We start from the raw sequence: 14,285 nt of genomic DNA, 5'->3' as shown, positions 1-14,285 counted from the left end.
CGGCTTTGCCGGTCCGCCAGCGCCGCCCCCTTGAGGGGGCCCGCGTCAGCGGGTAGGGGGTGGGCTCCCCTTATGAAGAGCCTGATCGAACGTCTGGAATCGGCGTCGGCCGACAGCGGCCGCGCCGATATCTACGCGCTGCGCGAGGCCGTCTCGCGCGACCTGGAAGCGCTGCTGAACACGCGCTCGGAAGGCGCGCGCCTGATTCCGCAAGCCTATGCCGAATGCCGCAAGTCGTCGCTGACCTACGGCATTCCCGATTTCTCGTCCTACAGCCTGCTCAGCCCGCACGATCGCGACCGGATACGGCGCGCGCTGGAGGCGGCCATTACGCAGCACGAGAGCCGCCTCTCCCGCGTCAGGGTGGGGCTGGAGGCTCCCCGCCAGTACGAGCGCGTGCTGCGCTTCAAGGTGGATGCCCTGCTGTCGCTGGGTCCCGACCGCGAGAAAGTGCAGTTCGACGCGGTGCTGCAGCTCAATACCCAGGCCTATGCCGTCAAGTAGCGGTCGCCACGCGCATCGCGCAGCACGGTCGCCAGCGCCTGCCTGAGCACTTCGCTGGTCACCGGTTTGTGCAGCACCGCGACACCGGCGTCGGCGATCTCGCGCAGCCGGTCCGGCTTGGTCTCGCCGGTGACCAGCAGGCGCGCCGCGCGGCGGCCGCGCATGCCGGGATGCGCGTCGAGCGCGCGCAGCACCTCGAGCCCGTTCTCGCCATCGCGCAGCAACAGGTCGGTAATGATCACGTCGGGCGGCCGCGTCCACTGCTGCGCCAGCGCCAGCACCTGCGACCGGCTTTCGGCCACGGCCACCTCGGCGCCCCAGTTGCGCAGCACCAGCGACAGCCCTTCGAGGATATTGGGCTCGTCGTCGATCACGAGCATGAACATGCCCGTGAAATCCACCTTGGCGCCCTGCGCCGGGCAGGGGAGCGGTGCCTCGGCGGGAGCCGCCTGCGGCGCGACCACCGACACCACCGTGCCCCGGCCCACGCGGGATTGCAGCCGCAGCGGCATGTGCAGCAGGTCGCACAGGCGGCGCACCGTGGCCAGGCCCAGGCCCAGCCCGCGCGATCCGCGCGAACTGGACGCGTCCACCTGGTAGAACTCCTCGAATACCTTTTGCTGGTGCTCGGGCGCGATGCCCACGCCCGTGTCCCACACGCCTATGCGCAGGCCTCCCGCGCCGTCCCGGCGGGCGCCGACCAGCACGCCGCCCTGCGTGGTGTGGCGCAGCGCGTTGCTGACCAGGTTGTTCAGGATGCGCGACAGCATGACGTAGTCGCAATCGACCCAGGCGTCGGTCTTGCGCACGACCAGCCGCAGCCCCTGTTCCTCGGCCTGGGGGCGGAAGTTGCGGCTGATGTCGTCGAACAGGCGATCGAGCGGGAACACGGCACGCTGCACGCGCACCGCGCCCGCGTCGATCTGGGACAGGTTGAGCAGTTCGGAGAACAGGCGGTCCAGCGAATGCACGCACTCCTGGATGGAGGCGATGCAGGCCAGGCGCGGCGGGTCGGTCTCGTCCGAGCGCAGGGCATCGGCGAACAGCGTGAGCGCATGCAGGGGCTGGCGCAGGTCGTGGCTGGCCGCGGCCAGCAGACGCGTCTTGCCCTGGTTGGCGGCTTCCAGCTGGGCGTTCTTCAGGGCCAGTTCCTGGGTGGCCTGGGCGATCTGGCTCTCCATGGTCTTGCGGCTGTCCGCCAGCGCCTGGGCCGCCACCTTGAACCCGTGCTGCAGGCGGCCGACCTCGGCGGTGGCGCCGGTCTCGACCTCGACCTCCTCGCCCTCGCCCAGCCGGTCGACGACCTCGGCCAGCTTGCGTATGGGAGCGCTGATGCGCCGCGCCGCCCACCATCCGGCGATGCCCACGCCCAGCAGGCAGGCGCCCAGCAACGCTGCCAGGGTGGACCACAGGTTGCGGCGCGCCGCGGCGATGGATTCCAGGTCGAATTCGACCATGACTTCGCCGGCGCGCGCCGATTCTTCGCTATCTATGGGTTCGAGCACCTCCAGTCCCGGCGGATCGGTGGGCTTGGTCCAGAACCCCGACTGGGCCACGATCTCGCCATCCAGGGTGCGTATCTGCACCTGCCTGACGCCCGGCTGCTGGCTGCCCACGCGCGCGGCGTTGAGCAGCGCGCGGCGGTCCATGCGCATCAGCGGCGTGCGCGACAGCGTGGCAACCTGCCGGGCCACCGCCCGCGCGTTGTTCTCGGTCAGCTCGGTCAGCTCGGTCAGGTGATGGCGGGCCAGCACCGACATGGCCAACAGGATGGCCACCGCGGCCGGCACCAGGCTGAGCAGCATCAGCCGCACGGCAAGCGGCACGCTGCCGACGGAGCGGCGGGAAAGATCGGCGAGACGCGACGGCGCGGCCATGCGGAGACGGATAGTGAAGGTCTCGTGATTGTGGATAGCCCCGTTCGCCAAGACAAGCGAATTCGATTCTTGCAGATTCTGTTGCCAAATATGTCGTCTCTTTCTGTCCGCGCGGGTTGGTGCGATGATCCGATGCCCCGATTCACGCTCCCGTTACCGTGTCCACGCTCGCCCAGTTCCTCGTCCGCCGGATGTCGTTCGCGCTGCTGCTCGCCAGCATCACGCTGGCCGTCCTGCCGGGCATGTCGTGGGCACAGGAGGCCGCGCTGCGTTTCGGCGTGCTGCCGCTGGGCGGCGCGCTGGAATCGCGCCAGGACTGGAAGCCGCTGCTGGACGACATGGGCGCCTCGGTGGGCCGGCCCGTCGTCGCCCTGTCCTTTACTTCCTACGAAGGCCTGCGCCTGGCCATGCAGGAAAACCGCGTGGACCTGGCCTTCGTGTCGGGCAAGCTCGCACTCGAAGCCGTGCTGCAATACGGGATGACGGTGCTGAACCAGGTGGTGCGGCCGGACGGACTGCCCGGCTACCGCTCGGTCCTGATCGTGCGCAAGGACGGCCCCATCCAGAGCCTGGACGACGTGCTGAACCAGCCCGGCAAGTGGCGCCTGGGCATGGGCGAGACGCAATCGATGTCGGGCTACGTCATTCCCCAGCTGCAGTTGTTCGCGCCCCGCGGCATCGCGATCGAACGCCATTTCCCCAGCGAACTCGTGGACGGCCACCAGGGCACGGCGCTGGCGGTGGCCAACGGCGATGTGGACGTGGCCACCAACAACACCGCCGACCTGGATCGCTTCCGCTCCCACTTCCCCCAGGAAGCGGCGAAACTGAAGATCATCTGGGAATCGGACCTGATTCCCCATGGCGCCATCGTCATGCAACGAGGCTTCCCCGACGCGATGCGCGACAGGGTCCGCACCTTCCTGAGCGGCTACGGCCATGGCGCCGGCGCGCGCGCCGACGCCGAGCGCGTGGTGCTGGGCCGGCTGCACGGACTGGCCGGCTTCCCGCCCGCCGACAACCGGGTGCTGGTGCAGGTATTGCGATTGGAATACCAGCTCGCGCAGCGCCAGGCCCTCCAGGGCCAGTGGGTCTCGGAACAGGCGCGGCAATCCCGGCTGGCGCGGCTGGCCGCCGAATATGGGGAACAACAGCAGCGGCTCGCGGCCTCTTCTCCCTAGGGCCGCCTCCCGCTGAAGGGAGGCTCGCACAGGCCGGGGATGGGTCCTACGCCCTAAGTGGTATGGAACGGACGCCGGCGCGGCGTCACACTGCATGGCCAGGATCCTGTCGGGAGAAGCGCCATGACGCCCGAGACCAGCCACGTTCGTGTGGCCCCGCCCCGGGGGCTGACCATGACGGCCGCCGCCGGTGCCGGCCTGCTGGCCTTGGCCGCCTGCACCGCGCCGGCCACGCGGCAGCCGCCGCCCGCCGTGCCCACGGCCGCGGCGACCGCGCCCACGCCACCGATGCCACCGGCGCCGTCGCCCGCGGCCGCCGCCCGTCCCGCGGCAGCCGCCGCGCCTCCCGCCACGGACGGCGGTGCGCCCGCGCAGCCGCAGCCAGAGGGCCTGGGCACGCCTTTCTCCACCCGGTACGCGCGCTTCGAGCCGGTGCCGTTCTCGGCCCTGCCCGGCTGGTCGGCCGACTCGGCGCGCGAGAGCCTGAGCGCCTTCCGCCAGAGCTGCCTGGCGCTGGGCAAGAAACCGGTCTGGGATGAGCTGTGCGCGGCGGCCGGCCGCATCGCGGCCACGGACGATGGCGGCATCCGCGCCTTCTTCGAACAGCGCTTCCACGCCTATTCCATGCAGAACCCGGACCAGAGCGACGAAGGCGTCATCACCGGCTACTACGAACCGCTGCTGGAAGGCAGCCGCACGCGCAGTTCCCGCTACCCCTACCCCGTCCACGGCGTGCCGGCCGACCTGCTGTTCCTGGACGCGCAGGTGGCGGCCGCGGGCAAGCGGCAGTGGCTGCGGCTGGACGACCGCCGGCTGACGCCCGCCGCCCCCGGCTCGCCCGGGGCGCGCCAGTACGACGTGGACATGGGCGGACTGACGCCGGGTATCCGCGACAAACGCTATCGCGTGCGGGTCGAGGGCAGCCGCATCGTGCCGTACTGGTCGCGCCAGGACATCGAGCGGCGCGCGCTGGACGCGCAGGTGCTGGCCTGGGTGAACGATGCCTATGCGCTGTATTCGCTGCAGATCCAGGGCTCCGGCAAGATCCGGCTGGCAAGCGGCGAAACCCTGCGCGTGGCCTATGGCGAGCAGAACGGCCATCCTTTCCTGCCGCAGGCATCGAGCGCCGACACCGCCACCGTCGGCGCGGCGATCAAGACTCGCGGCCTGGCGCTGGGAGGCGGCAGCGCCGCCGCCACCTCGTCGGCCTTGCAGCCGGTGGCAAGCCCGCGTGCCGCCCCGGCCATCCAGCGCGATCCCGACGTGGCGCGCATCATCGCCGCCTTGCAGGGGCGCGGCAACGGGACGCCGGCGCGCCCGGCCGCGCCCTCGCCTGCCGCCGCGATGCCCGTGGCCACGCCTTCTGCCGCCGCCTCGCCGGCCAGCCGGCCCGCGGCCCCCGATCCGGACGTCGCGGCCATCATCGCGGCGCTGGGCGGAAAGGCGCCGGCGCGGCCCGCCGCGAACCCCGCGCCCGCCACGCCCGCGGATGCGTCCCCCGCCGCGCCCGCCGCCATGGGCGGGGCCGGGCAGGCAACCGGCATCCCCGACCCCAGCTACGTTTTCTTTCGGCTGATCCCCGATGGCCCGCAAGGTCCGCTGGGCGCGCTGGGCGTGCCGCTGACGGCGGGCCGCTCCATCGCGGTGGATCCGCGCACCACGCCCCTGGGCTACCCGGTCTTCGTATCCACCGGCGACCCTTCTCCCGCGGCCGGCACCGTCAACCGGCTGATGTTCGCGCAGGACACCGGCGGCGCCATACGCGGCACGGTGCGCGCCGACTACTTCTGGGGCTTCGGCCCCACGGCCGGCGACCGGGCCGCGCGCATGAAGGAAACCGGCCGGATGTGGCTGCTATTGCCGCGAGATCTCCAGACCGCGGCCATGACGGCCGCGGTGCGCACGCGCTCGCTGGGCGGCCCGGCGGTGCTGGCCGAATGCGTGGTTCCCGATCCGGACAACTGCGTGGAGCAGTAGGACATCTCGGCACCCGCCGGATGCCACGAGTAATAGGCCATTCGACGAATGGCCGGGGCCGCCGTCCCCTCCTAGACTGCATGCTCCAACGCGCCGGATCGTCCGCCCATGCTCGAGGAACTCCTTCCCTACTACGAAGACGAGCTCACGCATCTGCGCAAGCTCTCGAAGGAGTTCGCCGCGCGCTATCCCAAGATCGCGGCGCGGCTGCTGCTGGACGGCGATGTCTACGAAGACCCTCACGTCGAACGCCTGATCGAGTCCTTCGCCTTCATCGCCTCGCGTATCCACAAGAAGCTGGACGACGATTTCCCGCAGATCACCGAGGCTTTCCTGTCGGTGCTGTATCCGCACTTCCTGCGGCCCGTGCCTTCGATGTCCATCGCCCAGTTGCTGCTGGCGCCGGGCGCGGAGCTGAGCGGCGCGCAGCGCGTCGAGCGCGGCACCACGCTGTTGACGCGCCCCGTGCAGGGCGAGCCCGTGCGCTACCGCAATGCCTGGCCGGTGGAGGTCTGGCCGCTGGAGGTCACGGCCGCCCGCTGTGAATCCATCGAACGCTCGGCCTTCGCGCTGCGCGGCGCGGAGACGGCCGCCACCATCAGCGTGCGCGTGGAGACCCGCGGCCAGGCCAGCTTCGCCCAGCTGGGCGTCGACACGCTGCGCTTCTACCTGGATGGCGAAAGCCCGCTGGTGCATGCGCTGCACGAACTGCTGCTCAACAGTACCAGCCGGGTGCAGATCGCGGCGGCCGAGGGACAGCCCGCGGCCGAGCCGCTGGAGCTGCCCGCCTCCTGCCTGCGTCCGGTGGGCTTCGGCGAGGGCGAAGGGCTGCTGGACTACGATCCCCGCTCGTTCCTGGGCTACCGGCTGATCCAGGAATACTTCGTCCTGCCGGAGAAATTCCTGTTCGTGGACCTGGCCGGCCTGGACCTGCGCCGCTTCGCCCGCGGCATCGAGATACGCTTCCTGCTCGCGCCCTTCGGCCGCCAGGAGCGCCTGGGCCGGCTGGAGCAGACGGTGGGCCGCGATACCTTCAGGCTGCATTGCACGCCCATCGTCAATCTTTTCTCGCAACCGGCCGAACCGGTGCGGCTGACGCACGAGCTGCACGAATATCCCGTGATCCCCGACGTGCGGCGTCCGCTGGGACTCGAGGTCTATTCGGTGGACGGCGTGCGCCGGCACACCCGCGGCGTGTCGCAGGAGCACGTGCGGGAGTTCCTGCCCTTCTTCTCGGTGGCGCACGGCCTGGAGCAGGAGCCCGGCACCTACTGGATCGCCCGCCGGGTCCCTTCGTCGCAGCCGTCGGACGAGGGCACGGACATGCGCATCGCGCTGGTCGACAAGGACATGGATCCCAGCGTGCCGTCGGTGGACACGCTGTCCATCATGCTGACCTGCACCAACCGCGACCTGCCGGCGCTCCTGCCCTTCGGCGGCGAGGACAGCAATCTGCAACTCGAGGACGCCGGCGCCGTTTCCGGCGCGCGGCTGCTGAAGAAGCCCACCGCCACCTGGCGCGCGCCCATGCGCCTGGCCAACCAGTGGCGGCTGATCTCCCACCTGGCGCTGAACCATCTGTCCATCGTCGAGGGCGGACGCGAAGCGCTGCTGGAGATACTGAGCCTGTACAACTTCACCGACTCGGCCAGCCTGCGCAAGCAGATCGCCGGCATCGTGGACGTGGCCGGCGCGCCCTCGGTCGCACGCGTGGGCGCGGCGCCGCGCCAGGCCTTCGTGCGCGGCACGGACATCACCCTGACCTTCGACGAAAGCCAGTACGTGGGCTCGGGCGTCTACCTGCTGGCCTGCGTGCTCGACCGTTTCTTCGGGCTGTACTGCACGGCGAATTCCTGGACCCGGCTGACCGTGCGCACCTTGCAGCGCGAAGCCGCCATGGCCACCTTCGCCCCGCGCTCGGGCAACCAGCACCTGGTGTAGCGCCATGGCCGCTCCCGTCCACAGCCACCTGGCCCTGCTGCAAGCGCATCCGGAGCGATATGGCTTCTTCCAGGCCGTGCGGCTGCTGCTGCGCGGCGCCGGCATGCCGGCGGGGACGCGCGCGATCCCTCCGGACGCCCTGCGCTTCGGCGCCACGCTGGGCCTGTTTTTCCCGCCGAACGAGATCGCCTCCATCGACCGGCCGGCGTGGGCCGGCGCCGACGGACCGCAGCTGATGCGGGTGAACTTCATGGGCCTGGCCGGCCCATCGGGCGTCCTGCCCCGCCACTACACCGAGTGGCTGATGGCCCTGCGCCAGGCGCGGGATCCGGCCGCGCAGGATTTCCTGGACCTGTTCAACCACCGGCTGATCGAACTGTTCTGGCGCGCCTGGGCCCGCCATCGCCCCGAGGTCGCGCTGGAATCGGATGCCGAGTCGGGCGTGCACCGGCACGTCTACGACCTGATCGGCATGGGCACGCCCCATCTTTACGGCAGCCTGTTTCCGCGCCGCGCGGCAGGGTCCCGGGCGCGGCGGCGCCCGCTGCCCGGCGCGGCGCTGGGCTACTACGCCGGCCTGCTGTCGCAGCGGCCGCACGGCGCCGGGTCGCTGGCCCAGGTCATGAGCGACTACCTGCGCGCGCCGGTCGCGGTGGAAAGCTGCGTCGGCACCTGGCAGGAGGTGCCGGCCGGCGACCGCACGCGCCTGGGCCGGCAGGCCGCGACGCTGGGGCGGCAATGCGTGCTGGGCAGCCGCTTCTGGGACCGGCAGAGCACGCTGCGGCTGCGGGTGGGACCGCTGCGGCGCCGCCATTTCGAGCAGTTGCTGCCACCGCCGGACAAGCGCGCGGGCTGGCTGGACGGCACGGTGGAGCTGGCGCGGTTCATGACCGGGCTGGCGCTGGACCTGCGCATCCGGCTGGCGGTCCGCGCCGACGAAGTCAGGCCGCTGCGGCTGGGCGGCGCCACCACGGATGCCGCCCGCCTGGGCTGGAACACCTGGCTGGGCGGGCGGCGCAGCGCGCGGCCGGCGGACGACTGCGAATTTCAATTCAGCGCAACGGGAGGCCAGTCATGGCGGTGAACCTGCGGGCTTTGGTGGGACGCCTGAACGGCGTATGCAAGGGCGCCATGGAGGGAGCGGCCGGCCTGTGCCTGTCGCGTACCCACTACGACGTCGAGATCGAGCACCTGCTGTCCAAGCTGCTCGAGACCGAGAACACGGACGTCACGCGCATCCTGCGCCAGTTCGACGTCCCCCCCGACCAGGCGCGCAAGGAACTGGACCGCGCGCTGGATACCTTCAAGACCGGCAACTCGCGCACGCCGGCGCTGTCGCCCCATCTGCCGCTGCTGCTGGAACGCGCCTGGGTGTTCGCGTCGGTGGAATACGGCGAGGCCAGGATACGCAGCGGCCATCTGCTGATCGCGCTGCTGGCGGATGCCGACCTCAGGCGCCTGCTGGCGCCCGCCATCAAGTCGCTGCAGGGCATCAACCTGGAATCGCTGCAGCAGAACTTCCACGCCATCGCCGCGGCGTCGGTGGAAGCGCGCGACGCCCTGGCGCTGGGCGACACCGGCGCACCGGCCGACCAGGCGCCGGCGGCCGATGGCGCAGGCGGCAAGCCCAGCGCGACGCCCAACCTGGACCGCTTCTGCATAGACCTGACGCAACGGGCGCGCGAGGGCCACCTGGACCCGGTGCTGGGCCGCGACGAGGAAATACGGCTGATGGTGGACGTGCTGTCGCGGCGGCGCCAGAACAACCCCATCCTGACCGGCGAGCCGGGGGTGGGCAAGACCGCCGTGGTCGAGGGCCTGGCGGCCCGCATCGTGGCCGACGACGTGCCGCCCGTGCTGCGCGGGGTGACGCTGCTGTCGCTGGACCTGGGCCTGCTGCAGGCGGGGGCCAGCGTCAAGGGCGAATTCGAGAACCGGCTCAAGGGCGTGATCGACGAGGTCAAGCGCAGCCCCAAGCCCATCGTCATGTTCATCGACGAGGCGCATACGCTGATCGGCGCGGGCGGCGCGGCCGGCCAGAACGACGCGGCCAACCTGCTCAAGCCGGCCCTGGCCCGGGGCGAGATGCGCACCATCGCCGCCACCACGTGGAGCGAATACAAGAAATACTTCGAGAAGGACGCCGCGCTGACCCGCCGCTTCCAGGTGATCAAGGTGGAGGAGCCCGCCGACGCCAAGGCCGTCGGCATGCTGCGCGGCGTGGCGGCGGCCATGGCGAAGCACCACGGCGTGCGCATCCTGGACGAGGCCGTGGCCGATGCCGTGAAGCTGTCGTCGCGCTACGTGGCGGGGCGGCAGTTGCCGGACAAGGCCGTCAGCGTGCTGGACACGGCCTGCGCCAAGATCGCGGTCGGCCAGCATGCCACGCCGGCCGCGGTGGAAGACGCCCAGCGCAGGCTGGAGGCGCTGGCTACCGAGCGCACGCAACTGGAGTCGGAGGCCGCCACGGGCCTGGACCATGCCTGCCGCCTGGCGGAGATCGCGGCCGACACGGCACAGGTCCAGTCCGCCCTGGAGCGCCTGAAGGAAAAATGGGCGGCAGAGCGCAAGCTGGTGGCCGAGATCGGCACCCGGCTGGATGCGCTGGCCGGCCTGCCGGCCGACGCCCCCGAGCGCGCCGGCGCCGCGCAGGAACTGGACCGGCTGCGCGCCGAACTGCGCGCCGCGCAAGGCGATGCGCCCATGGTCCACGCGCTGGTGGACGGCAACGCGGTGGCCGAAGTGATCGCCGGCTGGACAGGGATCCCGGTGGGCCGCATGGTGGCCGACGAGATCGACGCGGTGCGCCGGCTGGACACGCTGCTGGCCGAACGCGTGATCGGCCAGGACCATGCCCTGCGCGCCATCGCGCAGCGCGTGCGCACTTCGCGCGCGAACCTGGAGGACCCGAACAAGCCCAAGGGCGTGTTCCTGCTGGTGGGCACCAGCGGCGTGGGCAAGACCGAGACCGCCATCGCGCTGGCCGACATCCTGTACGGCGGCGAGCGCAACATGATCACCATCAACATGTCCGAATACCAGGAGGCGCACACCGTCTCCAGCCTGAAAGGCTCGCCGCCGGGCTACGTGGGCTACGGCGAGGGCGGCGTCCTGACCGAGGCGGTCCGCCGGCGGCCCTACAGCGTCGTGCTGCTGGACGAGATCGAGAAAGCCCACCCCGACGTGCTGGAGCTGTTCTTCCAGGTGTTCGACAAAGGCAACATGGAAGACGGCGAAGGGCGCGAGATCGACTTCCGCAACACGCTGATCATCCTGACCTCGAACGCCGGCACCGACCTCATCATGCAGGCCAGCGACAACGGCCGCATCCGGCCGCCCGTGGACGAGCTGCTGGAGCTGCTGCGGCCCGACCTGCAGGAAACCTTCAAGCCCGCGTTCCTGGGCCGCTGCGCGCTCGTTCCCTACTATCCGCTGCGCGACGAGAACATGAAGCGCATCGTGCGGCTGAAGCTGGACAAGATCGCCCGCCGCATACGCGCCAATCACGCGGCGGCGTTCGAGTACGACGAGGCGCTGGTGGACGCGATCGCGCAGCGCTGCACCGAGGTCGACTCCGGCGCCCGCAACATCGACAACATCCTGACCGGCACCCTGTTGCCCGAGGTGGCCGATCTCGTGCTGGCCCGCATGGGCGCGGCCGAGCCGATCTCCCGCATCGGCGCCGGCATCGGGACCGACGGCGGCTTCGCCTACACCATCGGCTGACGGCCATGGCCATCTCCACCATCGAACGGCTGTTCGACCTGGCCACGCCGCTGGGCGAGGACGCGTTGCTGGTCGAATCCTTCGAGGGGCACGAAAGGCTGTCCGAACCCTTCCGCTTCCACCTGACGCTGGCCTCGGAACAGGAGGACATCAAGCCGTCCGCCCTGCTGGGCCAGCGCGTGACCCTGCGCGTCTACACCGAGGACGGCGAACGCCACTGGACCGGCTGGGTGTCGAGCTTCGAACGCGCCGGCGAACCGCGCCAGAACGACGACGACAATCACAGCACCCGCTACGTCTGCGACGTGGTGCCGTGGTTCTGGTTTCTGCAGTTGCACGAGGACTCGCGCATCTTCCAGAACCAGAGCATCCCCCGGATCGTCGAGGCCCTGTTCAAGGAATTCAGCTTCTCGGACTACGAACTGCACCTGACCGAGGACTATCCGGACCTGGTCTATTGCACCCAGTACCGGGAAACCACCTTCAACTTCATCTCGCGGCTGCTGGAGAGGGCGGGCATCCATTACTTCTTCCGCCACGAGGAAGACGCCGAGATCATGGTGCTAACCGACAACCGGGACAACAACCCCAGGCTGGAGACGGCCACGCTGCCCTTCCACCAGCAGATCCTGCTGGAAGAGCGCGACGGCATCTCGTGGCTGTCGCGCCGCTTCGCCTCGCGCACCGGCCGCTACGTGTCCAACGACTACGACTTCACCAAGCCCGGCACCGATATGCGGGTCTCGATCAATTCCCTGATACGCGTGGGCAACAACGCCGAGTTCGAACGCTACCGCCATCCCGGCGGCTATGCCGAACTGGCCGACGGCGACCAGTTGACCCGGGTGGAGATCGAGGCCGAGGAAGTCGAGTACGAGACCCTGGAAGGCGCCAGCAACGTCCGCACGCTGACGCCGGGCTATGTGTTCGAGCTGGAAGACCATCCCATCGACGCCATGAACGAGGAATACCTGATCGTGTCGGTGGAGCACAGCGGCACCAACAACCTGGGCGACCTGGGCGGCGAGCGGGCCAGCACCTATGGCAACCGGATATCGGTGATTCCGCACCGGGTGACGTACCGCGCGCCGCTGCGCACGCCCCGCGCCCGCGTGAACGGACCGCAGACGGCCGTGGTCGCCGGCCCCAAGAGCGAAGAGATCTACACCGACGAGTACGGCCGCATCAAGGTCCACTTCTTCTGGGACCGCCGCAGCCACCGCAACGAGAAGAGTTCGTGCTGGCTGCGCGTGGCCCAGGTCTGGGCCGGCAGGCAGTGGGGCGCGATGTTCATCCCGCGCATCGGCCAGGAGGTCATCGTCGATTTCCTGGACGGCGACCCGGACCGGCCCATCGTGGTGGGCAGCGTCTACAACGCCGACAACATGCCGCCCTACGCGCTGCCCGCGGAACAGACCAAGTCCACCATCAAGACCATGTCCAGCAAGGGCGGCGAGGGTTTCAACGAGATCCGCTTCGAGGACAAGAAGGGCGAGGAGCAACTGTTCGTGAACGCCCAGAAAGACATGGACCTGCGCGTGGGGAACGACCGCCGCACCGCCATCGGCAACGACGACCACCTGGTGGTCGAACGCGACCGGCTGGACGAGATCAAGCGCCACCGCCACGAAAAGATCAAGCAGGACCGCGTGGCCGAGATAGGCGGCGACGATCACCTGAAGATCACCGGCATGCAGGCCGTCGCCATCGCCGGCTCGCAGTCGGTGAAGGTGGACGGCGGCGTGGGCGAGTCCTTCAAGAGCCATAGCGAATCGGTTTCGCAAAGCTACTACCTGAAGGCCGGCATGAACGTGGTGCTGGAGGCCGGCGCCAAGCTGTCGCTCAAGGTCGGCGGCAGCTTCATCGACATCTCGGCCGGCGGCATCCACATCCAGGCGCCCATGGTGATGATCAACAGCGGCGGCGGCCCGGCCTCGGGCAGCGCGGCTTCTCTGGTGTCCCCCATGCAGGTGATGCAGGCCGCGCTGGCCACGCGCGCCGACCCTGGCCAGGTCTTCAAGGGCGGCGGGGACGGCGACGAGCCGACGCACGACCCGACGTCGGAAGAGAACCAGGACAAGACGCACTACATCGAGGTCCAGCTGCTGGACGAGGAAGGCCAGCCCGTGACGGGCGAACGCGTGAAGTTCAAGCTGCCCAACGGCAAGACCGCCACCCGCTCCACCGACCAGGAAGGCGTGGCCCGGGTGGCGCGCCTCGACCCGGGGAACTGCGAGATCAGCTTCCCCGGCCTGGACGATTCGGCCTGGGAGTAAGCCATGCCCAACTACACGGTGAGAGAGAACGACAGCATCGCCAGCATCGCCAAGGACCACGGATTCCTGTGGAAGACGATCTGGGAACACGGCAACAACGCCGGCCTGCGCGCCAAGCGCAAGGATCCCAACCAGCTCGTGCCGGGCGACGAGATCTTCATTCCCGACAAGGGGACGAAGTCGGTCAGCAAGCCGGTGGACGCCCGCCACACGTTCACGCGCAAGGGCGAGCCCACCAAGCTCAAGCTGCGGCTGACGGTGCTGGACGAGCCGCGCGCCAAGGAAGCCTATACCCTGGTCTTCGGCGACAAGGTGATCCACGGCGTGACCGACGGCGACGGCAAGCTGGAGCATCCCATCCCGGGCGAGACGCGCAGCGCCACGTTGACGCTGTCCGAGGGCGCCGAGGTCTACGACATCGCCATCGGCGCGCTGCGGCCGGTCAGCGACAACGCCGGCGTGCAGCGCAGGCTGGAGAACCTGGGGTTTGATTGCGGCGGCGAGAGCGGGAGCATCGGCGACGCCACGCGTGATGCGCTCAAGCGCTTCCAGAGCCAGTATGGATTGGAGGCGACCGGCGAGCCGGATGATGCGACGCGCGCCAAGTTGGAAGAGCTCCATGTGTAGGACATTGCATGGGATCGAGTTCTTGATCCGGTCTTGTCTGGCGCGGAGGGGGCAGGCAGGGGGGGCCGAGCGCAGCGAAGCCGGTCCCGCTGCGCGGGACTTCCCGGTGGGGACAGGGTGGCCGGGGCGGGGACTGGCCGGCGGCGTCGCCGACCACGATGGCCGACAGGATGGGC

9 protein-coding genes are annotated in these 14,285 nt (G+C 69.9%); 8 read left to right on the top strand and 1 reads right to left on the bottom strand.

Annotated features, from left to right (window positions below):
- Nucleotides 1–72 precede the first annotated feature (72 nt).
- Nucleotides 73–504, top strand: coding sequence for a type VI secretion system baseplate subunit TssE (tssE, locus tag ABD104_RS27440; protein ID WP_132979013.1), 432 nt, complete (start codon nucleotides 73–75; stop codon nucleotides 502–504).
- Here the strand turns inward: tssE and ABD104_RS27435 are convergent.
- Nucleotides 489–2,381: an ATP-binding response regulator gene (locus tag ABD104_RS27435; protein ID WP_343928575.1), complete on the bottom strand. Its 1,893-nt coding sequence runs from the start codon at nucleotides 2,379–2,381 to the stop codon at nucleotides 489–491. The genes tssE and ABD104_RS27435 overlap by 16 nt on opposite strands.
- 158 nt (nucleotides 2,382–2,539) lie before the next feature.
- On the opposite strand from ABD104_RS27435, the gene phnD reads away from it, so the two are divergent.
- The 7 genes from phnD (at nucleotide 2,540) to ABD104_RS27400 (ending at nucleotide 14,109) form a co-directional block, all read left to right on the top strand.
- Nucleotides 2,540–3,562: a phosphate/phosphite/phosphonate ABC transporter substrate-binding protein gene (gene phnD / locus ABD104_RS27430; protein WP_343928574.1), complete on the top strand. Its 1,023-nt coding sequence runs from the start codon at nucleotides 2,540–2,542 to the stop codon at nucleotides 3,560–3,562.
- Between the two features lie 123 nt (nucleotides 3,563–3,685).
- A complete protein-coding gene (mltA, locus tag ABD104_RS27425) occupies nucleotides 3,686–5,539 on the top strand; it encodes a murein transglycosylase A (protein ID WP_343928573.1) in 1,854 nt (617 codons plus the stop codon).
- Between the two features lie 108 nt (nucleotides 5,540–5,647).
- Complete coding sequence (gene tssF, locus ABD104_RS27420) at nucleotides 5,648–7,480, top strand: type VI secretion system baseplate subunit TssF (protein ID WP_343928572.1); 1,833 nt, start codon at nucleotides 5,648–5,650, stop codon at nucleotides 7,478–7,480.
- Nucleotides 7,481–7,484: 4 nt separating this feature from the next.
- Complete coding sequence (gene tssG / locus ABD104_RS27415; RefSeq protein ID WP_343928571.1) at nucleotides 7,485–8,564, top strand: type VI secretion system baseplate subunit TssG; 1,080 nt, start codon at nucleotides 7,485–7,487, stop codon at nucleotides 8,562–8,564.
- On the top strand, nucleotides 8,555–11,206 hold the full coding sequence (tssH, locus tag ABD104_RS27410; protein ID WP_165963018.1) for a type VI secretion system ATPase TssH: 2,652 nt from the start codon (nucleotides 8,555–8,557) through the stop codon (nucleotides 11,204–11,206). Before tssG ends, tssH begins: the two co-directional genes overlap by 10 nt.
- 5 nt (nucleotides 11,207–11,211) lie before the next feature.
- Nucleotides 11,212–13,482, top strand: coding sequence for a type VI secretion system tip protein TssI/VgrG (gene tssI, locus ABD104_RS27405; RefSeq protein WP_343928570.1), 2,271 nt, complete (start codon nucleotides 11,212–11,214; stop codon nucleotides 13,480–13,482).
- A gap of 3 nt (nucleotides 13,483–13,485) precedes the next feature.
- Nucleotides 13,486–14,109: a PGRP and LysM peptidoglycan-binding domain-containing protein gene (locus ABD104_RS27400; protein ID WP_343928569.1), complete on the top strand. Its 624-nt coding sequence runs from the start codon at nucleotides 13,486–13,488 to the stop codon at nucleotides 14,107–14,109.
- Nucleotides 14,110–14,285 lie beyond the last annotated feature (176 nt).

The organism is Pigmentiphaga daeguensis, assembly GCF_039523035.1.
In the GTDB taxonomy this organism is placed as follows: domain Bacteria; phylum Pseudomonadota; class Gammaproteobacteria; order Burkholderiales; family Burkholderiaceae_B; genus Pigmentiphaga; species Pigmentiphaga daeguensis.
This window is presented reverse-complemented; position numbering and strand designations above follow the sequence as displayed.